Origin of the sequence: Paractinoplanes aksuensis (assembly GCF_024137025.1) — a bacterium.
Taxonomy (GTDB): domain Bacteria; phylum Actinomycetota; class Actinomycetes; order Mycobacteriales; family Micromonosporaceae; genus Actinoplanes; species Actinoplanes aksuensis.
This window is the reverse complement of record NZ_JAMYJR010000054.1, coordinates 12,109-34,940: the sequence shown is the minus strand read 5'-3', so window position 1 is coordinate 34,940 and position 22,832 is coordinate 12,109. Positions and strand designations below refer to the sequence as shown.

Here is a 22,832-nt window from a genome sequence, read left to right as displayed (position 1 = left end):
CCATCGGGGAAGGGACGGGGGTTTGGGAGCGCTCCCACGACGCACCATAGCCGCCCCTCGATGGCTCCGCAAACAGGAACGGGCCCGGGATCAGATCCCGGGCCCGTCCAAAATCCGGCAAATCAGCCGGTGTTGCGCATCCCCGCCGCGATGCCGTTGACCGAGGTCAGCAGGGCCCGCTCGAGCGCCGTCGAGTCGGACGGCACCCGCCGCGACCCGGGCGCGACCACGGTCTGCCGGTCGGCCTCGCCCGCCTCGCGGTACTGCCGCAGCAGCGCCACCTGCAGGTGGTGCAGCGGCTCGAGGTACGTGTCGCGCACGTCCAACGTGCGCTTGAGCTCGGGCTGGTTCTCGAGCAGCGAGGCCTCGCCGGTGATGGCCAGGATCTCGCGCACGGTCAGCTCGTACTCGGCCTCGATCGTGGCGAAGATCGGGCGCAGGTGCTCGGGCACCAGCGTCTCGACGTAGCGCCGGGCGATGGTCAGGTCGGTCTTGGTCAGCATCATCTCGACGTTGGACACGAACGTCTGGAAGAACTGCCAGTTGCCGTACATCTCTTGCAGGGTCTCGGTGTGGCCGGCCTCGCGGGCCGCCTTGAGGCCGGTGCCGACGCCGAACCAGCCGGGCACGATCTGCCGGGTCTGGGTCCAGCCGAACACCCACGGGATCGCCCGCAGCCCGCCCAGGCCGGCGTCCGCGTTGGGCCGCTTGGCCGGCCGCGAGCCGATGTTGAGCGCGCCCAGCAGTTCGGTCGGGGTGGCCGCCCAGAAGTACGCGGGCAGGTCCGGGTTCTCGACCAGCGAGCGGTAGGCCGTGAACGCCGCGTCCGACGCCGCGTCCATCGTGTCGTCCCAGCGGGCCAGCCGTTCCAGGTCGACCGAGGGCGAGGTGTGCAGCAGCGTCGCCTGCAGCACCGCGGCCACCGTGAGCTCCAGGTTCTCGCGGGCCAGGGCGGGCAGCGTGTACTTGTCGCTGATGACCTCGCCCTGCTCGGTCACCTTGATCGCGCCGTCCAGCGTGCCGTAGGGCTGGGCCAGGATCGCCTCGTGGGTGGGGCCGCCACCTCGGCCGACGGTGCCGCCGCGGCCGTGGAAGAGCCGCAGCCGTACGCCGTGCCGGGCCGCCACGTCACGCAGCGAGCGCTGCGCCTTGTGGATGCCCCACTGGCTGGTGGTGATGCCGCCCTCCTTGTTGGAGTCGGAGTAGCCCAGCATCACCTCTTGCACGTCACCTCGGGCTCGCACGATCTCGCGGTAGGCCGGCAGCGACAGCATCTCGTCGAGCAGGTCACCGCCCGCGTCGAGCTCGGCCGGCGTCTCGAGCAGGGGCACGATGTTGACCCGGGCCCGGCCGGTGTGGATGTCGACCAGGCCGGCCTCGCGGGCCAGCACGGCCGCCGCCAGCACGTCGTCGACACCCAGGGTCATCGAGATGATGTAGGTCTCGATGACGTCGGCGCCGAAGCGGTCCTGCACGTCGCGGATCGTGTTGAACACGTCGAACGTCTTGCGGGCCGAGTCCGTGAGCGGGGTGTCGGCGCTGCTCAGCGGGCGCCGCCCGGTCAGCTCGGTGGCCAGCAGCTTGGTGCGGTCGGCCCGGTCGAGCGTGGCGTAGTCGTCCACCTCGCCGACCTGCGTGTACATCTGCTGCAGCACCTCGTGGTGCTTCTCGGCGTGCTCGCGGACGTCCAGCGTGGCCAGCTGCAGACCGAAGGCCGACACCGTACGGATGGCCGTGGCCACCACGCCGACGGCCGTGAGCTGCCCCGAGTTGCGGGCCAGCGAGGCCCGGATCAGCTCGAGGTCGCTGATCAGCTCGTCGCTGCCCAGGTAGTCGCGGCCGGGCACGTGCGCGGTGCCGTTGCGCAGCCGGGAGCGGGTGTTGGCCAGCTTCGCCTTGATCGCCCGCACCTTGAGCCGGTAGGGCTCCTCGGCGTTGGTCCGGCGGAACCGGGGCGCCACCTCGGGCAGGCTGTCCAGGTCTTTGGCCAGCGAGGCCGACAGGTCGAGCGAGACCCCACGCAGCCGCCGCGACACCGACAGCATGTCGATCAGCTGGTCCATCGCGGCCTCGGTGGCCTGGATGCCGTGCTCGTGCTGGATCATCAGCACGTCGCGGGTGACGGCGGGCGTGACGAACGGGTTGCCGTCGCGGTCGCCGCCGATCCACGACCCGAAGGTCAGCGGCCGGGCCGTCGGCGCCGTCTCGACCCCGAGCTGGCGCAGCGTCTCGGCCAGGTCGGCCAGCACCTGCGGGGCGGCCTCGGCGTACAGGTCACGCAGGTAATAGACGGCGTTGCGGGCCTCGTCGGTCGGTTCCGGCCGGTCCAGCCGCAGTTCGTCGGTCTGCCACAGCAGGTCGATGAGCTCGGCGAACTTGCGCGTCGAGGCGGTGGTGTCGGTCTGCCCGTAGAGCACGGCGGCCGCGGCCTCGGCGTCGAGCGCGTCGGCCAGCTGGCGCAGCTTCGACAGGATCGAGCGGCGGGAGGCCTCGGTCGGGTGGGCCGTGAAGACCGGGCGGACGGCGAGGCGGCGGGCGGCGGCGGCGATCTCGTCGGCCGGCACCCCCCGCTCGGCGATCCGCTTGGCCGCCTGGTCGAGCCAGCCGCCGTCGTGGGCCCGGCGCCGGCGCAGGTCACGCGAGCGGTGCACCTGCTCGGTGATGTTGGCCAGCTGGAAATAGGTGGAGAACGCGCGGGCCAGCTTGGTGCCGGTCGTGACGTCCATGGCGGCCAGGCGGTCGGCCGCGGCCTGGGGATCCTGCCGGACCAGGGCGCGGATCTCCTCGACCAGGTCGAGGAGGGGGCGGCCTTCCTGGCGGGCCAGCGTCTGCCCGAGCAGCGTTCCGATTCGCCGGATATCGGCGCGGAGAGCTGCATCAGGATGGTCTTCAGTCAGGCTCAGGGCGGCGGCGGGGTGGTTGGATGGGCCGTCGGGGTCGAGCTGGCCATGCTGGTCAGTCATCGGGGGGCGCTCCTTCGCCTCAAAGGTGCTCCAGGACAGCGCTGTCCCGACTCCGCCGATCGTATCGGCGGACCCCCATCGAGGGGGGATTTGAGTTAAGTCTCACCCACCGCACTCAACGCGCTAACCCCAGGGCATACGCCGGGAACCATCGGCCCGCGGCCGGGTGCCCCGGGGCGCAGGCGCCATCGGACTCTCCGGGACGTTTCACCCACAAGTACGCGTCGACCAGTGAGAACCCCGTCGACAGCGTCGGCACCGGCCCCAGCTTGCGCCCGGGCGGGTTGCACCAGTGCCGGTCACCGGCCCCGCGCTGGGCCGGCCCGCGGCCGTTGCGGCTGGTGTCGACCACGAAGTGCTTGCCGCCGACGGTCCGCGAGACGGCCAGGCCGTACCGCACGTTGTCCCCCGTGGTCTCGAAGTTGGCCACGTTGAGCGCGAACCCGGCCGCCGCGCCGACCCCGGCCGTCCGCAGCGCGGGCCCGATCTCGGCGGCCGGGATCCAGGTCGGGTTGCCCGCGTCCAGATAGACGCGCACCCCGGGCGCCGTCCGCAGGGTCGCGATGGCGTACCGCAGCAGGGCCAGGCGCTCGGTGCGGCGGGCCGGGGTGAGGCACCCGCGCACGGCCTGGGCCACCGCGTCGGGTTCGAGCACGACGATGGCCCGGTGACCGCGCAGGGCCCCGGCCAGCGCGCTCACCCATCTCCGGTACGCCGCCGCGTCGGCCGCTCCACCGGCCGAGTGCCCCGAGCAGTCCCGGTACGGAATGAAGTAGAGCGCCATGACCGGCATCCGCCGAGCCGCCGTGCCCGCCGCGGCCAACCGGCGCGCCCGGTCGGCGTAGCCCGGCGCGGCGTCGGTGAACCAGACCGCGGCCGGCTGATCGGCGATGCGGCGGATGATCGTCGCCTCCGACCGCTTGCCCGCCCGCTCCAGGGCGCGCGCCGCCGCCACCGCCGCCCCCGACGGGTCCACGTACAGGTGCGGACTGACCGCCCGGGGCGGGGACGGGGTCAGCAGCTCGGGGTCGCGCTCGCGGGCCCCGGCGGCGACGGCGACGGTGCCCAGGCCGACCAGCGCGGCCGAGACGATCAGAGACAGCCGGACGCGACGGGCCATCACCGGACCCGGACCCAGCGGGCCACCGACGGCAGCCCCCGGTCGTCGACCAGGAAGAGCATGTACCAGCCCGAGGGGGCCACGCCCGCCTGCTTGGGCACGCGCAGCTCGACCCGGCCGTCCTTGCGGGTCAGGCCCAGCGCGACCGACCGCTGGTCGGTGTCGGTGCCGTGGGTGACCGAGCTGGGCCGCACGAGGCGGGCCGAGGCCACCCGGGCCGCGTCCGGCGTGTTCACCGGGAAGAGGCCGCCGCGCGCGATCTCGCCCGGCGCCGAGGCGATGGCCGGTCGCTGACCGCGGAACAGGTAGGGCGGGCTGTAGACCTCGATGCGCTGCTCGAACGTGCCCGGGGCCCGGCCCGTACGGTCGTACAGCGGATCGCTGCCCATCGTGATGACCCGGCCGTCGGGCAGCAGGATCGCCTCGGAGTGGTAGTTGCGCCCGACCGTCGACTCGGCCGCGGTGCGGAACGAGTTGGACGAGGGCACATAGAACTGCGCGTTGAACAGGTCGCTCTGCTTCGCCCCGCGGTACGGCCCACCGCGGTAACCGGACGAGCCGCCACTGGTGAAGACAGTGTCGTCGGGCAGCACGACGGTCGACAGGTAGCGGGCCGGCTTGGGCAGGTCGGGCCCGGGGCGATAGACCGGCTTCCGGTCGCGCAGGTCGACGATGTCGGTGCGAGCGGTCGAGACGGGCGAGTCACCGACCCCACCGCCCCCGAAGATCATCACCTGCTGGTTCTGCACCGGCGGCAGCATGACCGAACTGGCCGTCTCGTTGAGTTCCGGCTGTCGCAGCCCCGGCACGGGCTGGAAGCGGTTGCCGTTCAAGTTCCAGACCCCGGGCGTACGGCCCTCCTGGTCGGAGCCGTAGCCGCTGTTCGCGCCCGAGTAGAACAGCCGGCCGTCGGCCATCCCGTGCAGGCTCGGATAGGTCGGGAAGTACCGCTGGAACTGGGGCGCGGCCGACCAGGTGCGCTTCTTGGCGTCGTACACCTCGTTGCGGCCCGGGATGATCCGGCCGAACTCGTCCAGACCCGAGACCGCGAGCACGTCACCGTCGGTCATCGTGACCAGCGTCGGGTACCAGCGGTGCTCGGTCAGGTCGCCGGTCTTGTGGTAGCGCTCGGTCCGCGGGTCGAACTCGTACGACGTCTTGTCCCCGCCGTACTCCTGCTTCTCCCGGGTGATCTTGTCGGCCACGCCGTAGACGTTATTGGCGTCGGGGCCGGTCAGACCGGTGATTCGATATTGCGCACCCTCGCGGACGACGGCCTGGTCGCCCGGCCGCGCGGCGTCGACCCAGACCTCGACCTCGCCCGCCGTGACCGCGACGTGCGGACCATGCACGACCTTGCGGGCGGGCGGAACCGTGAACGCGGTCCGGCTGGTGTACTCGTGCCCGGCCGCCGAGCGGAACCTGGTGCCCTTGGCGAACACGCGCGGGCCGTGGTCGGGCGACTCGTTCTTGACCTTCATGACGCCGCCGGCCCGCTTGACGTCCTTCTCGAGCACCTCGTACGACTTGGTGCCGCCCGCGATCAGCAGGTTGCCGTTGGGCAGGAAGCTGTGCCCGGCGCAGAACACGTCGGTCGGCGTCGGCACCTCACTGAACTTTTCCGTACGCGGGTCGTAGAGCACGGTCCGGAACGTGCCCGCCTCGAACTGGTCGCGGTTGTTGCCGCTGCCCGCCACGATCAGCACCTTGCCCGTGCTGAGCAGGGCGGCGTGAATGGCGTTGACCTTGAATCCGGACGGCACCGGCAGCCCGGCCCAGTGGCCGAACTTCTCCTTGTACGACTGCCGGTTGATCGAGTAGTTGTGCAGCGCCTCGGATCCGGCCGCGAGGACCGGGCGGTTCGCGAATGCGACCACGGCGAGCACCACCACCGCGACTGTTCCGCTGGCCATCCGGCGCGCGAGACTGGGGCGGGGGCGGGGCTTCATACAGTGAGCTCCTTGGTGGATTGTCGGCGGCGCAGGAAGTACCAGAGCGCCGGTGGCGTCAGGCAGATGAGCAGGTTGAGCGCGGGCCACACGAACATCGCGTTGTCCACGTGCCCGGTGACCTCGGCGACGATCAGCAGCGCGACGAAGAAGACGGCCCAGCGCAGCCCCGGCGCGAACGTCGCCAGCCGGTCCGGGCTGGTCGAGTCGCCCTTGGGCGTGACCACGAAGCCGGCCTTGCGCCGCAACACCGCCCCCACGAACGACGAGACGTAGATCGGCGTCGAGAGCGTCGAGGCGACCATGCCGGTCAGCCCGGACGAGCCGGCCTCCTCGTGCGGGCTGGTGTTGTGCCGCCGGTTGAACACGTACAGCCCGACCTGGAACAGCGCGGCGTCGATGTAGAGCATCAGCCACACCTCTTGCGGCACGTGCACGCCCTGGGCCCCCAGCGCGAGATAGCAGAACGCGTTCAGGGCGCCGAGCAACCAGGCCAGCGCGGTCAGCGGGTAATACGACATCAACAGGCCATAGTGGAGGGCGCGACCCGGCCCGAGCTTGCGGATCAGCCCGGCGAACTTCTTCAGCATCACCTCGTCGGTGCCGCGCGACCAGCGGTGCTGCTGCGTGAAGTAATCGGTCCAGGACGACGGGCCCTCGCCCACGGCCAGCACGTCCGGGGTGTAGACCGACCGCCAGTTCGCCGCGTGCAGGGCCAGGCTGGTCGCCATGTCCTCGGTGATCGAATCCTGCAGGCCGCCGATCTCCCGCAGGGCCGAGATGCGTACGGCGTTGTTGGTTCCCACCAGCATCGCGATCCCGCGCCGGTTGCCGGCCCGCTGCAGCAGCGAGTGGAAGAGGTACTGCTGCGACTCGGCCCAGCGCGTGACCAGGTTGTCGTAGTTGCCATAGATCTGCGGGCCCACCACAAATCCGACTGACGGATCGCGGAAGTAGCCCAGCAGACGCTCGCAGAAGTTCGGCAGCGGCACGTGATCCGGATCGACCGACACGAACACGTCGTAGTCGTCGCCGTGCACGTCGACCCACGAGTTGTAGTTGCCGTGCTTGGTCTTCGCCTTGAACTGACCGGTGCGGGTGTTGAACTTCTCGATGCCGCGCCGGCTGAAGTGGCGCACGCCGATCCGTTCACACATGGCCTTGACCTCGGGGTCGTCCCCCTCGTCGAGCAACCAAACGGCGTACGGGCCGCCGTAGCGCACGTTGCGGGCCGCGCGCAGCGTCCGTTCCACCATGGCCACCGGCTCCTTGCCGGGCACGATCGTGGTCAGGAAGGCCACCCGCAGCGTGGTGTCCGGCACGACCGGCACCGGATCGCGCGCCCACAACGTGGCGAGGCAGAGCGTGACCACGTTGACCAGGCGGAACAGCTCGATCGCGGCGGTCGCGCCGATCATCACGATGGCCCCGCCGTAGAGCACCGGGTTGAGCCGGCGGTCCGGGATCTCGATCGAGAGGATCAGCCAGCCGAAGAACGTGCTCTCGAAGGCGAACGCGAACAGCGTGATCAGGACGGCGAGCACGGGCCGGCGCCGGGCCAGGCGCTTCATGCGTACGGAATAGGCCTCACCCGCCGCCGGCGGTGGATCAGCCGGACCGGCGAGCACGCTGTACGCGCTGTAGTTGTAGCGCGCCGGCAGCAGCATCGTGGCTGCCTGAAGTGCGGCGCTGACCCGGACGCGACCGGTGGGGACCTTCTTCTCGATCGTGCCCATCAGGCGGAAAGGGGCACAGCGGGGCGCACCTTCGGCGGCCGTTGTTCCTTGCGCGTGATCCGGCTGACGTTGGCCGGGGTCAACCGCAGGCGCTCGGGCGTGGCGGCCGGTTGCGCCTTGGTGACGAAGGCGTGGCGCGCGGCGGCGAACCCGTTGCGGTCGCCGAACATGTCCCGGCTCATCTCGGCCAGCTCGCGGGCCTCGTACACCTCGAGTGGAAGGCGCTCGCCGGCCAGCCGCCGGGCCTTGTCCTGACGGCGGCCCCGGGCCGTCCGCGGGTCGCTCTCGCGCTCGGCCAGGGCGGTCAGCCACTGCGCGTACGCCTCGGGGTGCCGCGGCCCGACCGCGTCGACCAGCCCGATCGAGGCCGCCTGCTCGGCGCTCACCGGCAACTTGTCGTCGACCAGACGCTGCGCCTCGTCCGCGCCGACCCGCCGGGGCAGCGTGAACGTGTGCAACTCGGAGCCGTACAGACCCATCTCGTAGTACGGGTTGAGCACGATGCCCGCGCGCGCCGCCACCAGGTCGGCACCCAGACCGAGCATCACGCCACCCGCGCCCGCACTACCGGCGTACGCCGCCACGACCACCTGCTTCGTGCAGGTGATGATCTCGCGGCAGACGTCGTTGATGGCCCGGATGTTGGCCCAGGCGCTGCCGGCCGGGTCGCTCGACGCCTCGATCACGTTGAGGTGGATCCCGTTGCTGAACGTGTCGGTGCCCCCGCGCAGCACCAGCACCTCGGTGTCCTGGCCGGTCGCGTGGCGCAGCCCGGCCAGCAGCCGCCGGCAGTGTCCCGGGGCCATCGCGCCGTTGTGGAAGTCGAAGGTCAGCCAGCCGATCCGGCCCGTCCGGCGGTAGCGCACCTGGCGATAGGCCGACGGCCACTCGGGTTCGGTGCCGACGGGCAAGGGAGAATTAGGTACGCCGCGCAGGCGCGCGCCCAGCAACGTGGTCGCGGGCAGCTTGATCCCGGCGTCCGCGGCCCGCAGATGCCCGATCCACAGGCTGCCGTCGCCCGTGCCGACCAGCACCGCGCCCTGCCGCCGGCTCACCACCGTGCCCGGGCGCACCTTGCGGGTCAGGCCGGGCGTGGCGTCGTACGCGAAGACCGGGAGCCCGGCGATCTCGGTGCGGACCCCGGGCGCGCCGTCGGCCGCCCGGATCTTCCGCAGGATCAGCTCGGTCGGATCGGCCCAGTCGAAGGCGCGGTCGGCCTGCTTCATCAGCGGACGCGGGCCGGCCCCGGGCGCCGCGGTCGGGGCCTGTTCGGCCGGCACCGGCTTGAACTTCTTGTCGGCCGCCTTGGCCACCGTCTCGAAGATGCACTCCATCGCGGCGTCGGCGACCGGCCCGTTGTACAGCGACGACTTGCGCGGGGGAGACGCGGGCAGCGGGAACGTGCGGGTGGCCCAGATCGGACCCGCATCCATCTCTTCGACCGCCTGCAGCGCCGTGACACCCCACGTGCGCGCACCGTCGGCGATGGCCCAGTCCAGTGAGGACGGACCGCGGTCGCCGACCGGACCGGGGTGGATGATCACCGTGCGCCACTTCTGCCAGACCTCGGACGGCACCCGGTGCTTCAGGAACGGGCACAGGATGAGGTCGGGGTTCGTGGCCCGCACCGCCTCGACCAGGTCATCGGAGGCCACCTGCACTCCGACGTCGTGCCCGGCCTCGCGCAACGCGCACCAGGCGCGCTGGCTCAGACCGTTGAACGCCGTAACGAGCAGCAGGATTCGCACGTTGCCTCCCCAGGGAATGCTTTCTGCTGCTGCCCACTATTGCCCCGGTATCGACGCATATGTCGGACGATTTGTGCGTCGCCGCTAAATGTCGGTGGGTCGGACTAAACTCGAACTCGTACCCCCGCCCCCTCAGGGCGACTGGGGCTTTTTGACGTGTTCGGGGTGTTTCATGCAGCTGTCCGGCCTCATTCCCGCCGCTCTTCGCGACCGTGGTCTCGCGCGGGCCCGCGACCTGGCCCGTCAGGGCTTCGTCGAGTCCGACGCGCTCGACCTCACCGCGCCCGCCTCGCTGCGGCCGTTCATCGTGGCCTCCGTGGCCGGGGCGGCCGAGGTCGGCGGGGCCGGCAAGCCGGTGCTCGCCGTCACCGCCACCAGCCGCGAGGCCGACGACCTGGCCGACGCGCTGGGCTGCCTGGTCAGCCCGTCCCGGGTGGCCGTCTTCCCGTCGTGGGAGACGCTGCCCCACGAGCGCCTGTCGCCGCGCTCCGACACGGTCGGCCGCCGGCTGGCCGTGCTGCGCCGGCTGGCCCACCCCGCGGCCGGCGACGAGATCCAGGTCGTCGTCGCGCCCGTCCGTTCTCTGCTGCAGCCGCAGCTCAAGGGTCTCGGCGACCTCGAGCCGGTCGAGCTCACCACGGGTGGCTCGGCCGAGCTGGAAGAGGTGTCGCGACGGCTCACCGACATGGCCTACGCCCGGGTCGACCTCGTGACCAAGCGGGGCGAGTTCGCGGTGCGCGGCGGCATCCTCGACGTCTTCCCGCCGACCGACGAGCACCCGTCGCGCGTCGAGTTCTGGGGCGACGAGGTCGAAGAGATCCGCACCTTCGCCGTGGCCGACCAGCGCACGATCGACCCGGTGTCTTCCCTGTGGGCGCCGCCCTGCCGCGAGTTGCTGCTGACCCCGTCCGTACGTGCTCGCGCTGCCTCGCTTGCGCAAGAGCACCCGGAAATTGCCGAAATCCTGGACAAATTGGCCGAGGGTATTCCGGTCGAGGGCATGGAATCGCTGGCCCCCGCGCTGCTCGACGGCACCGACAGCATGGAACTGCTGATCGACACCATGCCGGCCGGCACTCACGTGCTGCTGTGCGACCCCGAGCGCATCCGCACCCGGGCCCACGACCTCACCCGCACCTCCGACGAGTTCCTCGAGGCGTCGTGGGCGGCGGCCGCGGTCGGTGGTCAAGCCCCGATCGATGTCGGCGCCGCCGCGTTCAAGACCCTGGCCGACGTACGGGCCCACGCCGCCACCCTGAAGCAGCCGTGGTGGACGGTGTCGCCGTTCGGCCTCGCCGCCACCGATGCGCCGGCGGAAGATGATCAACCGTGGCTCGAGAAGCCAGAGGTCGAGGTGTCGCCTGACCTCGGTGACGCCGTGGCGCTGGCGGCCCAGCCCGTGCCGCTCTACCACGGCGACACGGCCAAGCTCGCCGCCGACCTGCACGACTGGGCCGCCGCCGGCTGGGCCATCGCGCTGGTCTTCGAGGGCCACGGCACCGCCCAGCGGGCGACCGAGGTGCTGCGCGACGCCGGTCTCGGCATCACCCCGGCCGACTCCATCGAGACCGCCCCCGAATCGGGCCAGCTGCTGGTCACCTGTGGCGGGCTCAACCACGGCTTCATCGACGCCGGCTCGCGGCTCGCCGTGATCACCGGTAACGACATCACCGGCGGCCGGGGCGCGTCCACCAAGGACATGCGCAAGATGCCGTCGCGGCGGCGCAACACGATCGACCCGCTCGAGCTCAAGCCGGGCGACTTCGTGGTGCACGAGCAGCACGGCATCGGCCGCTACGTCGAGCTCGTGCAGCGCACGGTCAACGGCGCCGACCGCGAATACATCGTGCTCGAGTACGCCGCGTCCAAGCGGGGCCAGCCCGGCGACCGGCTCTACGTCCCCACCGACCAGCTCGACCAGCTCTCCCGCTACGTCGGCGGCGAGTCGCCCACGCTGCACAAGATGGGCGGCGCCGACTGGCAGAAGAGCAAGGCCCGGGCCCGCAAGGCCGTGCGCGAGATCGCGGCCCAGCTCATCCAGCTGTACGCGGCCCGCCAGGCCAGCAAGGGCCACTCGTTCGGCCCCGACACGCCGTGGCAGCGCGAACTCGAAGACGCGTTCCCCTACCAGGAGACGCCCGACCAGCTGTCCGCCATCTCCGAGGTCAAGCACGACATGGAGCTGCAGGTCCCGATGGACCGCCTGATCTGCGGCGACGTCGGCTACGGCAAGACCGAGATCGCCGTCCGGGCCGCGTTCAAGGCGGTGCAGGACGGCAAGCAGGTCGCCGTGCTCGTGCCGACCACGCTGCTGGCCCAGCAGCACTTCAACACGTTCACCGACCGGATGGGCCAGTTCCCCATCACGATCAAGCAGCTGTCCCGCTTCCAGACCCCGTCCGAGGCTAAGCAGACGCTCGAAGAGGCGGCCAACGGCACGGCCGACATCGTGATCGGCACCCACCGGCTGCTGTCCAATTCGACCAAGTTCAAGAACGTCGGCCTGATCATCGTCGACGAGGAGCAGCGGTTCGGCGTCGAGCACAAGGAGCAGCTCAAGGCCCTGCGCGCCTCGGTCGACGTGCTGACCATGTCGGCCACCCCGATTCCTCGTACGCTCGAAATGGCTATCACCGGCATCCGCGAGATGTCGACCATCGCCACCCCGCCCGAGGAACGGCACCCCGTGCTCACGTTCGTCGGCGCCCAGGACGACAAGCAGGTGGCCGCGGCCATCCACCGCGAGCTGCTGCGCGACGGACAGGTGTTCTACCTGCACAACCGGGTCGAGTCGATCGACAAGGCGGCCCGCAAGCTGCGCGAGCTGGTGCCCGAGGCGCGGGTCGCGGTGGCCCACGGCCAGATGAGCGAGGAACAGCTCGAGAAGGTGATGGTCGGCTTCTGGGAGAAGGAGTTCGACGTCCTGGTCTGCACCACGATCGTCGAGTCCGGCATCGACATCCCCAACGCCAACACGCTGATCGTCGAGCGGGCCGACCTGCTCGGCCTGGCCCAGCTGCACCAGATCCGGGGCCGGGTCGGCCGGGGGCGCGAGCGGGCGTACGCGTACTTCCTGTACCCCCGCGAGAAGCCGCTGACCGAGCAGGCCCACGAGCGGCTGGCCACCATCGCCCAGCACACCGAACTGGGCGCCGGCATGTACGTGGCCATGAAAGACCTCGAGATCCGCGGCGCCGGCAACCTGCTCGGCGGCGAGCAGTCCGGCCACATCGAGGGCGTGGGCTTCGATTTGTACGTGCGGATGGTCGGCGAGGCCGTCCAGGCGTTCAAGGGCGAACGCCCCGAGGAGGAGCCCGAGGTCAAGATCGACCTGCCGGTCGACGCGCACCTGCCGGTCGACTACATCTCGGTCGAACGCCTGCGCCTCGAGATGTACCGCAAACTGGCCGAGTCCCGCGACAACGCGAAACTCGACGAGGTCGTGGCCGAGATGACCGACCGCTACGGCGAGCCCCCGGCCCAGGTGGCCAACCTGATCGCGGTGGCCCGGTTCCGCCAGGTGGCCCGGGCCTACGGCCTCACCGACGTGTCGATGCAGGGCAAGCACATCCGGTTCAGTCCGCTGCCGCTGCCCGACTCGAAGCAAATGCGGCTCAAGCGCTACCACCCCGACTCGGTCTACAAGCACGCCACCGACCAGGTCAGCGTGCCCCGCCCCAGCACTCGCCGGGTCGGCGGCGAGGCGCTGCGCGACCAGGCCCTGCTCGAGTGGTGCGCCCAGCTGCTCAAGGACGTTCTGGGCGAGGTTCCGGCCCCCGCTTCGACCGGGGTCGGGTGATCTCGCTCATATGCCACGTGAGAGAGTCAACGTCATGCAGCGTGCCCGCCGTCTCGCATCCATCGCCGTCGTTGCGTCCCTCGGCCTGGCCGGCCTCACCGCCTGCCGCTCCGAGCCGTCCGTGGCCGCCTACGTCGGCAACGACACCCGCATCACCGAGAAGCGGGTGCAAGAGGTCTGGGACGACGCCTTCGCCGCGCTGCAGAAGACGAACGCCGAGGCCGAGGCCAGCGCGCCGCCCGCGGCCCTGTCCATCACCAGGTCCGACGTCGTCCGCACCCTGGTCAGCAACAACGTCCTGACCGAGGTGGCCAAGCGCGAATCCGTGACGGCCCCCACCGAGCTGCCGCTGGGCGACTACGCAACCCAGCTGCGCCTGCCCCAGGACGCCGAGTACGTGCGCCTCTACGCCGAGTCGGACGCGCTGATCCGCGCCCTGCGCACCAAGGTCCAGGCGGCCGCGGCCGACGTCACCGACGACGACCTGCGCGAGGTCTTCGACGTGCTGATCGAGGCCAAAGAGGTCCCCGAGGGCACAACGTTCGAACAGTTCAAGACCCAGCTCCCCGCCGAAAACCTGGCCCTGGTGAAAACGGCCGCGGCGGTACGCAAAGAGGTCGCCGAGACCACCGACTCCATGAAGATCACGGTGAACCCGCGCTACCAGCCCCTGGTGATCCCGGTCCTGGAGTTCCAGACCCAGGACGGCGCCCTGAAGCCCCTGGTCAACGTCCCCCTCGGCGGGTCCCCGGAAAGCAACCTGGTGACCGACGTCTCATAGCGTCGACTCACCTTCCGAAGCCACCGGCCGCCGCACCTGGCAGCCGGTGGCTTTTGCTCGGGGCATGACCGCCGCTTCTTGACGGCTCTGAACGAGGCGGCAGAGGCGGGGGATGCCTGTTTGAGCCCGGTCGCTGTTGCTGATGCCGACGCTGTGGCGTGGCCGCCGCCTGTCAGGTGTGCCGCTACCTTCGTGACCGCCGACGTGCTTCGTGGAGCCCCTGCCTGTGGATAACGCGACGTTCTCCGCTTGACAAGCGATAGCCTCCTTTCCTGTTTCCCGGGCGGGCGGGGGAGGCGGTGGCTGGCGGCCTGCTTGAAGATTTCGGACGTCGCCTCGTTGCTCCCGCGGCCGGCTGGACCCTCGTCCCGGTCAGTTCAGAACTGAGAGCGCGGCCGGCGCGAGGTCCTGCTCGCGGCGAGCGGGTGTGCTGGAGTCGTCTTCGTGACGGTCCTCGCGGGTTCGCGGGAAGCGGGTGTGCTGGAGTCGTCTTCGTGACGGTCCTCGCGGGTTCGCGGGAAGCGGGTGTGCTGGAATCGTTCTCGCGGCGGTCTCGCCTGCTCATGGGAAGCGGCCGGTGGGTCTCGATCTGCGAAAGTCGCGGGGACCGGGTGGGTCGGTCCAGCTCACGGTGGTCAGCCGGAGCCGTAGGGATGGGTCTGGCTCGACCCGATCAGAGCAGGGTGGCGAGGAGCGGGCGGATCAGGCGGGCGCGTTCTCGTTGCCAGGGGCGCAGCGTGGGGTGGCCGGGCGGGGCGGCCAGGGTCGAGCGGTAGCGCCACATGCCGCCCAGCGCGGCCACGAAGCGCGCGGCGTCGCCGGGCAGCGCGTCGAGTATTTTCGTGGCGGCTCGCAGCGCGGCGGCCGGCCCGTCACGGTGACCGGCACCGACGATGTCGGCGGCGAGCCGGGCCCGGTCGAGCCAGGGCGCGCCGGCGCAGCCGAAGCTCCAGTCGACGAGCACAGCGCGCCGGGCGACCAGATCCACGATCGCGTTGTCGGCTCGGACGTCCTGGTGAACGAGGGCGGTACCAGCCGTCCACCCCTGCCACCTCGCGGCGAGTTCGGCCAGGGCCGCGACGTTCTGCCGCTCCCACCCGTCGAGCAATGCGGGATCGCCCGCAGCCAGCAACTCCCACCCGTCGAGGTCGGTGAGGATCTGCCCGATCGGCGGCACCACATCCGGCGCCGGCAACGCCCCGATCACCTCGCAGGCGTCCCTGACCAGCCCGACCCCGTCACCAGTCCACGGCGGCCCGGCCGGAACCCCCTCGGCCACCGACATCACCAGCGCAAACCAACCGTCAGCCCCGCACGCGATATCAGCCGCGCCCGCACCTTCGCCCCCGGTCTCGGGTCTGGCCGCGCCCGCAGCTTCGCGGGCGCCCTTGGCGGCGGCCGCGATCCTGATCACGCCCTCGGTCGTGACCTCGATCGAGCCCAGCAGCACCGGTGCCGGCGTCTCCACCGGCAGTGCTGCCAGGGCGACCGCCTCGCGCTGATAGAACCGGTGCGAGGGCTCGCTGACCGCCCGCGACACGGCCTTGACGAAGACCCGCCGCCCGTCCGCCAGTCGCAGAACTGCAGCCGGCCCCGGTGACATCCCGCCGTGCACGTCCCGGCTGCCGACAATCGAAGCTCCACACACCCGCTGCACGCCGGCCGCCAGCTCAGCCGGCGCATCCCGCCATGAGGGCCGCGTCGCGAACAACGCCTACCTCCTCCCGCCCCGCCGGCAGCGACTCCACAACCCGCCGCGCAGCGAACGTGCCACCGCGGACGGGGCGAAATCGGGGCGGCGAGCGTCAATACCGCCGCGCCCTGCCTGGCGGCCCGCCGCCAAACCGCCCGGTGCCACGAAGTGGACACCACCAAGCTGCGCCCCGCCAGCTGGCGGGAACCACCAAGCTGCGCCTCGCTACCTGGCGGGAACCACCAAGCTGCGCGCCGCCACGTAGCGGGAACCACCAAGCTGCGCGCCGCCAAGCCGCCCGGGCCGCCAGGTCGAGCGCCACGAAACGGACGCTATGAAGCTGCGCTCCCGAACGGCGTCAAATGAAGCGGTGTGCCGCCGGGCGGCACTCTGCGGCGCGGGGGCGACCCCTCAGACGCCGAGGAGGGTGCGGAGGTGGCGTGGGGGCGGGGAGCCGTGGGCGAGCATCGCGTCGTGCCAGGCCTTCGGGGTGGCGCCGAAGGGGCGGGCGGCGGCGATGGCGGCGACCTCGGTGTAGCCGACGAAATACGTGGAGAGCTGGGTCGACGTCAGCAGGGCCCGGCGCCACTTGCCGGCGGCCTCGCCCTCCTCTTGGAAGCCGGGGCCGGTCATCAGGGCCATGGCCTCGTGTTCCGGCAGGTCTTCGCAGTGGACCAGTTGGTCGATGATGGCGTTCAGGCTCATGCGCAGCTGCATCTTGAGCTGCTGCAGCCGCACCGGAAGGCCGCCGAAGCCCAGGTCGGCCATCGCCTCTTCGGTGTAGACGGCCCAGCCCTCGACGAACGGGCCCGACCAGCCCAGCGCGCGCACCCGGGTCGCGGCGCGGAAGCGGCGGCTGTGGGCCAGCTGCAGGAAGTGGCCAGGCATCGCCTCGTGGATGGTGAGGTCGCGCAGCATGTGGTTGTTGTATTCGCGGTAGAACGACTCGACGCGCTCGGGCGACCAGTCGCCCGGAGTGGGCGCGATGCAATAGAACGTGGGCAGGTCGGCCGTCTCGAGCGGGCCCGGCGGGTCGCAGTAGGCCACGGCCACGCCGCGGGCGAACTCCGGCATCTCTTCGATGACGCACGGGTCGTCGAGCAGGGTGACCAGGTCGTGTTTGCGGACGAACTCGGTTGCCTCGTCCATGGTGGTGCGGGCCAGCTCGACGATGGTGTCGTCGGTGGGATGCTGCGCGCCCAGCGTGTCGAGGGCGCGGCGGACCGTTTCGTCGGTGGCGGGCCCCTCGATGAGCTCGGCCGCGGCCTGGCGCAGGCGTTCGCCGACGCTTTCCAGGTTGGCCCGGGCCCGGGAGAGCACCTCGGCCGCCGGCAGTTCCGTGTCGAGCGTGTGCCAGAGGCGGGCCTCCCACAGGCGGCGGCCCAGACGCGGGTCGCGACCGGGTTCGCCGCTGTCGACCCGGGCGCGCAGCCAGCCGTCGAACTCGGTGAGCGCGCTCAGCGCGGCGGCCGAGGCCGGCTCGACCGTGGCGCGCAGGCCGGGCTCGTGCGCGAGCAACGCGGGCACCTCGTCGCGGATCAGCGCGGCCGTGCCGGCGAACTGGCCGATCGCCGTCTCGGCGTGGATGCGGGGCACGTCGCGCAGCACCGCCCGGGCCGTGGCCAGCGCGTCGGGGATGGCCGCGAGACGACCGGCCAGGCTGGTCAGGCGTTCGGCGGCGGGGGCGAACGGGCGGGCCATCAACGCGTGCAGCAGCGGGCCGGGGTTGTGGTCGAGCGGGTTCCACTCGTGTTCGCGGACGTCGCTCAGCTCGAACAGGCCGCGCTCGGCCAGGGCGCTGAGGATGGCGTGGTCGACCTGATCCTCGGGTGGCAGCGCCTCGGCGTCGACACCGGCCAAGGCGTCGGTCGCGTCGCGCAGCATGGCCAGACGGGCCTGGGTCGCGGCGGGCGACAGGTCGGGCAGGCGGTCGTCGAACCGGTGGTCACCGGTGTAGGTGGCCAGCCCGGGCGAGCTCTCGAGGACGGCGTCGACGATGCTCTCGGCGAGGGGTACGAACTCCGGCATGCCGTGAAAGTTACTCGTCCCCACCGACATTTTTCGGCTCCGCCGCTCGCACGTCGTCGGCGTACCGCAGCGCCGCCCGGCGAAGCTCCTGCTCGGGGTCGCCGCCCTCGGCCACGATCCGCAGCAGGCGGGCCCCCAGCCCGTCGTCCGTGGGCAGGGCCACGTCGAGACCGGCCCGGTGCGTACGCTGAAGGATCTTGGCGGCCAGGGCCAGGGCGGGCTGGCTCAGGGCGATGCCGTCGAGCGCCGAGTCGCGAGACTTCTCGGCCTTCTTGATGCGGTCCCAGTTCTCGGTGATCTCTTCGAGGTCGGTCACCCGGGCCCCCGCGAACACGTGCGGGTTGCGGCGCACCATCTTGTCGACGAGCCCGGCCGCCACGTCGTCGACGTTCCACGCCTCGTCCTCGGGCAGCTCCTCGGCCAGCCGCGAGTGCAGCACGATCTGCAGCAGCACGTCGCCCAGCTCCTCGCGCAGCGCGTCGGTGTCGCCGGCCTCGATCGCGTCGTACGCCTCGTAGCTCTCCTCGAGCAGGTAGGGCGCGAGGCTACGGTGGCTCTGGGCCCTCTTCCAAGGGTCGCCGCCGGGTGAGACCAGCTGGTCCATCACCGCGACGGCGTCGAGCAGGCGGGCGCCGGGCGGATCCCACGAGCCGTACATCAGCTCGAGCTCGGCCAGCGCGGGTTCGCGGGCCAGCCGCAGGCCGAGCGTGCGGGCGAAGCCCTCGTCGCCGGTCGGCCCGGCCAGCCAGATCACGGCCTCGCCGTTTCCGGCCAGCTCGGCCAGCAGCAGCTCGGGGTCGCTCGCGATGACCGTGACCGGCACGCCGCTGCGGCGCAACGCCTCCGCCTGCTCCGAATCACCGGCGGCGAAGACCGGGTACGCCCGCAGAGCGTCCCAGGCTGCGGCCGTGAGCAGCCCCGCGGGCAGCCGCGGCGAGGTGACGAGCAGAACGATGCGCGCGGTCACGCGAGGAACCCCCCGGCCCAGGCGGCGAACTGTTCGGCGGACAGGCCCGACTTGTCGTCGTAGTCGTCCAGGCCGACGCCGTCGGAGTGCTGGCCGTAGCCGGCCTCGTCCTGGAACGCCTTCAGCAGGTTGAGCTCGGGCACCGGGGAGTACGTCACGGTCGCCGAGCCTACCCACCCAGTTCGGCCCGGCGCCGCAGCAGAGCAGCCCGCGCCCGCAGCGCCACACCCAGGTTGGCGGCTGCCACCACGCCCAGCGCGCCGACCACGACGATCAGCCAGGTCGGCACGACGGGCGCGATCACCACGGCTCCCACGGCAAAGATCGTCCACGCGATCAGGCCGAGCCAGCCGGCCACCACCCGGTCGCGGGCGAACAGCGGCATCCGGCGTGTGACCACCCAGCCGCCGAACGTCGCCCAGGCCAGCCCGATGAGCACCAGCACCCCGAACGCCGCCTGGGTGCGCGCGGGCAGGCCGGGTTCGGTCGCCCACAGCACCCCGATCAGCGCGCTGCCGGCCAGCCCGGTCAGACCCACTCCGGCGTACGTCATTCGCCTGCGCAACGACAGCCGGGTTCCCAGCCGGCCGAGCAGATCCTCCGGCGTCATGCCTCGTACCCCTTCCGCAGCAACTCGTCGCGCAGCAGTCGACGGCCCCGGTTGAGCCGCGATTTGACCGTCCCCACCGGCACCGCGCAGATCTGGGCGCACACGTCGAGCGACAGGTCCTCGAGATGAAACAGGAGCAGGACCTCCCGCTCCCGGGCCGGCAGGGCGGCCAGAGCCCCGGCCACCAGCTCCCGGTCGACAACGGCCGACGCCTCGTCCGGCAGCTCATCGACCGGCGGCGGTTCGGGGATCGCGTACGCGTCGCGCAGCCGGTTCATCACGGCCCGCCGGGCGATCGCGTACAGCCACGGCCCGAAGCGATCCGGCTGTCGCAGTTTCGGCAGGCCCCGCACGACCGCCAGCCACACTTCCTGCACCACGTCGTCGTCGCGGCGCCCGAGCATCCGCGCGACGTACCGCTCGACCCGCCCGTGCCAGGCCCGCACCAGCTCGGCGAAGGCATCCCGCTCACCCAACTGGCACCGGACGACCATCAGCTCGTCACTCATCCGCCCTCCTCCGCACTGTTCAGTCGGGCGGGGCGGGGAAAAGGTTCGCTACTTGGCGGACTTGTCGATCAGTTCGGCGCCGGTGGGGACCAGGAAGGCGTCCGGAGGCACGGTTTCTGAGTACGACGTCAGGGCCTGATCGATGCGTTGGCCGTCGATGGTGGCGGTGAAGCTGGCCAGGATGCCCTCATTGGTCACGCACACGTCGAACGTGCGGGCCGGGCTGCTGAGCACCTTCAGACAGGTGGCGTGGCGGCCTGTGATCGTCGTGTCGTGCTGTTCTGTTTCGACGGCTGGGTCGAGCGCGGCTGTGGCCAGCATCGCCTGGGCCGCCTCGGGGGAGACGAGCGGTGCTTCGTCCAAGCCGGCCGCGGCGGCCGGGTCGACGGTCGCTGACGTGCAGGAGTTGCCTTCGCAGCGGATCGTCACCGTGGTTGTCGTGATCAGGCGGCCGCCGGGGTAGACGTACGCGGCCCGGCCCGGGCGCTGGGCCCGGCTCACCGTCGCCGTCTCGCCGCCGGCCACCTGGTATTTCGCGCTGTAGGTGAGGGCCGAGCCCGCGGCCAGCTGGTCGGCCGTCTCGGTGATCAAGTTTTCCCTGGTCAGCGGGGCCGCGCTGGCCTCGTCGAGGTCGCCGCAGCCGGAGGTGCCGAGCAGCACCGCACCCGCGACGGCCAGGCCGGCGAGTGTCAGGCGCGAAACAGAAGGCACGCCTGACACCTAAGCCCATGGGCGCAACCCTGAGCAAACCAGATTCCGGCTCAGGTACTGCGGGACGCGGCCCGGGACCGCAGCTGCTGCGCGAAGATGTAGCGCCGGATGATCCGGGCCTGGTGCTCGTCGGCCGCCGTGAACACGGCCACCAGCTCGACGATCAGCGGGCCGCGGCGGGGGATCTGCTGGCGCACCGAACTCACCTTGACCGCACGGGCCGGGAATTCGACGATTACGTCGCCCACCTGCATACGCAGAGTGATCTCGTCGCCGGAGGACACCTCGACGTCGGTGAAGTGGGCCCGCACCGCGCCCTCGCTGAGGTCGTGGATCGTGCCCTCGGCGGCGGCCTGACCGGGCAGGATCAGCACGATCGCCTCGCCGCCGCCTCCGCGTACGTAGTCCCGGCTCTGCTCGACGGCCGGCTCCGCGGTCAGCGTCACCTTCACCCGATTCTCGTCGATCACGGCCACGTTGCCCTTCACGGCGTACCGGCCGCGGGGCGCGGCGGCCCAGCGCAGTGTCACCTCGGCGTCGGACGGAGGCCGGTCGTCCAGGGCCAGCGACAGCGTGATCATCTCGGCCGTGGCCTGCACGACTCGCACGTCTGGCAGCGTTTGGCCGTACGCGGTCATCTCGATGTACGACCCGTCGGCGGGAAGCATGGGTGTGCTCATAGTGACGAGGAGATCGGCCGCCGGCGGGGCGGGTTGAGGGAAAGTTCACCGGCCGCGCGTACGACCGACATCGCGGGTCGATACGCTCAGTGCCGTGGTCGGCCGCAGGGTCGCGGTCGGTGAACTGCAGCCTCAAGAGAGTGAACTGCAGCCTTAACAGAGGGAGCGACACGACACATGGCCACCATCGAAGCGATCGTCGCCCGCGAGATTCTCGACTCCCGGGGCAACCCGACCGTCGAGGTCGAGGTCGGGCTCGACGACGGCACGGTCGGCCGCGCCGCGGTACCGTCGGGCGCCTCCACCGGTGCTTTCGAGGCGATCGAGCTGCGTGACGGCGACAAGGGCCGCTACCTGGGCAAGGGCGTCGAGAACGCCGTCGCCAACGTCGAAGACAAGATCGCCGACGAGCTCGTCGGTTACGAGGCGAGCGAGCAGCGCCTGATCGACCAGAAGATGCTCGACCTGGACGGCACGGCCGACAAGAGCGTGCTGGGCGCCAACGCCATCCTCGGCGTCTCGCTGGCGGTGGCCAAGGCGGCCGCGCTGAGCGCCGAGCTGCCGCTGTTCCGCTACGTCGGTGGCCCCAACGCCGCCGTGCTGCCGGTGCCGATGATGAACATCCTCAACGGTGGCGCCCACGCCGACTCGAACGTCGACGTGCAGGAATTCATGATCGCGCCGATCGGCGCCCCGTCGTTCCGCGAGGCCCTGCGCACCGGCGCCGAGGTCTACCACGCGCTGAAGTCGGTGCTCAAGAAGAAGGGCCTGTCGACCGGCCTGGGCGACGAGGGCGGCTTCGCGCCGAGCCTGCCGTCCAACGCGTCGGCCCTCGACCTGATCGCCGAGGCCGTGCAGGCCGCCGGCTTCACCCTGGGCAGCGACATCGTGCTGGCCATGGACGTGGCGGCGACCGAGTTCCACAAGGACGGCGCGTACGTCTTCGAGGGCGCCCCGAAGTCGACCGACGAGATGATCGCGTACTACGCCAAGCTCGCCGCCGAATACCCGATCGTCTCGATCGAGGACCCGCTGGACGAGGAGGACTGGGCCGGCTGGAGCGCGATGACGGCCGAGCTCGGCAACAAGATCCAGATCGTCGGCGACGACCTGTTCGTCACCAACCCGACCCGCATCGGCCGGGGCATCGCCGAGAGCGCGGCCAACGCCGTGCTGGTCAAGGTGAATCAGATCGGCTCGCTGACCGAGACGCTGGACGCCGTCGACCTGGCCCACCGGGCCGGCTTCAAGACGATGATGAGCCACCGTTCCGGCGAGACCGAGGACACCACGATCGCCGACCTGGCCGTCGCGGTGGGCAGCGGCCAGATCAAGACCGGCGCCCCGGCCCGGTCCGACCGGGTCGCGAAGTACAACCAGCTGCTGCGCATCGAGGAGCAGCTCGAGAGCGCGGCCCGGTACGCCGGTGCGGGCGCTTTCCCGCGTTACCGCACGGCGTGACGAACGCCCGCTAATCATGGAGTTGTGGCGCCCGCCGGAACGGGCATAGGTTTCGAGCGGGCGCCACGGCACATGGA

The 22,832-nt window shown here is 71.2% G+C and carries 16 protein-coding genes; 3 read left to right on the top strand and 13 right to left on the bottom strand.

What is annotated here, in order from left to right; translation table 11 throughout:
- Positions 1-122: 122 nt before the first annotated feature.
- The 5 genes from ppc to M1L60_RS41815 all read right to left on the bottom strand — a co-directional run bounded on the left by ppc (position 123) and on the right by M1L60_RS41815 (position 9,516).
- Positions 123-2,963 carry a phosphoenolpyruvate carboxylase gene (gene ppc, locus M1L60_RS41835; protein ID WP_253243153.1) on the bottom strand — a complete coding sequence of 947 codons (2,841 nt, stop codon included), beginning with the start codon at positions 2,961-2,963 and terminating at the stop codon, positions 123-125.
- Between the two features lie 115 nt (positions 2,964-3,078).
- The gene (locus M1L60_RS41830; protein WP_253243152.1) at positions 3,079-4,083 is read right to left on the bottom strand and encodes a glycoside hydrolase family 6 protein; all 1,005 of its coding nucleotides are present in this window, start codon (positions 4,081-4,083) and stop codon (positions 3,079-3,081) included.
- Entirely contained in the window at positions 4,083-6,032 is a 1,950-nt protein-coding gene (gene glxA, locus M1L60_RS41825) for a radical copper oxidase GlxA (protein ID WP_253243151.1), read from the bottom strand. Before glxA ends, M1L60_RS41830 begins: the two co-directional genes overlap by 1 nt.
- Positions 6,029-7,768: a glycosyltransferase family 2 protein gene (locus tag M1L60_RS41820; RefSeq protein ID WP_253243150.1), complete on the bottom strand. Its 1,740-nt coding sequence runs from the start codon at positions 7,766-7,768 to the stop codon at positions 6,029-6,031. The genes glxA and M1L60_RS41820 overlap by 4 nt, the downstream gene beginning before the upstream one ends.
- Positions 7,768-9,516 (bottom strand): hydrogenase maturation protein, encoded by a 1,749-nt coding sequence (locus tag M1L60_RS41815; RefSeq protein ID WP_253243149.1) that lies wholly within the window; start codon positions 9,514-9,516, stop codon positions 7,768-7,770. Before M1L60_RS41815 ends, M1L60_RS41820 begins: the two co-directional genes overlap by 1 nt.
- A 172-nt stretch (positions 9,517-9,688) precedes the next feature.
- On the opposite strand from M1L60_RS41815, the gene mfd reads away from it, so the two are divergent.
- Both mfd and M1L60_RS41805 read left to right on the top strand, forming a co-directional pair.
- On the top strand, positions 9,689-13,315 hold the full coding sequence (gene mfd / locus M1L60_RS41810; RefSeq protein WP_253243148.1) for a transcription-repair coupling factor: 3,627 nt from the start codon (positions 9,689-9,691) through the stop codon (positions 13,313-13,315).
- A 34-nt stretch (positions 13,316-13,349) separates the two neighbouring features.
- Positions 13,350-14,096, top strand: a complete 747-nt coding sequence (locus M1L60_RS41805; RefSeq protein ID WP_253243147.1) for a hypothetical protein — start codon at positions 13,350-13,352, stop codon at positions 14,094-14,096.
- A gap of 673 nt (positions 14,097-14,769) precedes the next feature.
- On the opposite strand, the gene M1L60_RS41800 is transcribed toward M1L60_RS41805, so the two are convergent.
- From M1L60_RS41800 to M1L60_RS41765, 8 genes are all read right to left on the bottom strand, one after another.
- Positions 14,770-15,807, bottom strand: coding sequence for a phosphotransferase (locus M1L60_RS41800; RefSeq protein WP_253243146.1), 1,038 nt, complete (start codon positions 15,805-15,807; stop codon positions 14,770-14,772).
- A gap of 393 nt (positions 15,808-16,200) precedes the next feature.
- Positions 16,201-17,817, bottom strand: coding sequence for a DUF885 domain-containing protein (locus M1L60_RS41795; RefSeq protein ID WP_253243145.1), 1,617 nt, complete (start codon positions 17,815-17,817; stop codon positions 16,201-16,203).
- A gap of 10 nt (positions 17,818-17,827) precedes the next feature.
- Positions 17,828-18,784 (bottom strand): nucleoside triphosphate pyrophosphohydrolase, encoded by a 957-nt coding sequence (locus M1L60_RS41790; RefSeq protein WP_253243144.1) that lies wholly within the window; start codon positions 18,782-18,784, stop codon positions 17,828-17,830.
- Positions 18,781-18,942, bottom strand: coding sequence for a hypothetical protein (locus tag M1L60_RS41785; RefSeq protein WP_253243143.1), 162 nt, complete (start codon positions 18,940-18,942; stop codon positions 18,781-18,783). The genes M1L60_RS41790 and M1L60_RS41785 overlap by 4 nt, the downstream gene beginning before the upstream one ends.
- Before the next feature lie 11 nt (positions 18,943-18,953).
- Positions 18,954-19,394, bottom strand: a complete 441-nt coding sequence (locus M1L60_RS41780; protein ID WP_253243142.1) for a hypothetical protein — start codon at positions 19,392-19,394, stop codon at positions 18,954-18,956.
- Entirely contained in the window at positions 19,391-19,903 is a 513-nt protein-coding gene (locus tag M1L60_RS41775; protein ID WP_253243141.1) for an RNA polymerase sigma factor, read from the bottom strand. Before M1L60_RS41775 ends, M1L60_RS41780 begins: the two co-directional genes overlap by 4 nt.
- A 48-nt stretch (positions 19,904-19,951) precedes the next feature.
- The gene (locus M1L60_RS41770) at positions 19,952-20,614 is read right to left on the bottom strand and encodes a hypothetical protein (protein ID WP_253243140.1); all 663 of its coding nucleotides are present in this window, start codon (positions 20,612-20,614) and stop codon (positions 19,952-19,954) included.
- A 50-nt stretch (positions 20,615-20,664) separates the two neighbouring features.
- Positions 20,665-21,294, bottom strand: a complete 630-nt coding sequence (locus tag M1L60_RS41765) for a PilZ domain-containing protein (RefSeq protein WP_253243139.1) — start codon at positions 21,292-21,294, stop codon at positions 20,665-20,667.
- A gap of 177 nt (positions 21,295-21,471) precedes the next feature.
- Between M1L60_RS41765 and eno the strand changes: the two genes are divergently transcribed.
- Complete coding sequence (gene eno, locus M1L60_RS41760) at positions 21,472-22,755, top strand: phosphopyruvate hydratase (RefSeq protein WP_253243138.1); 1,284 nt, start codon at positions 21,472-21,474, stop codon at positions 22,753-22,755.
- The last annotated feature ends 77 nt before the right edge of the window (positions 22,756-22,832 follow it).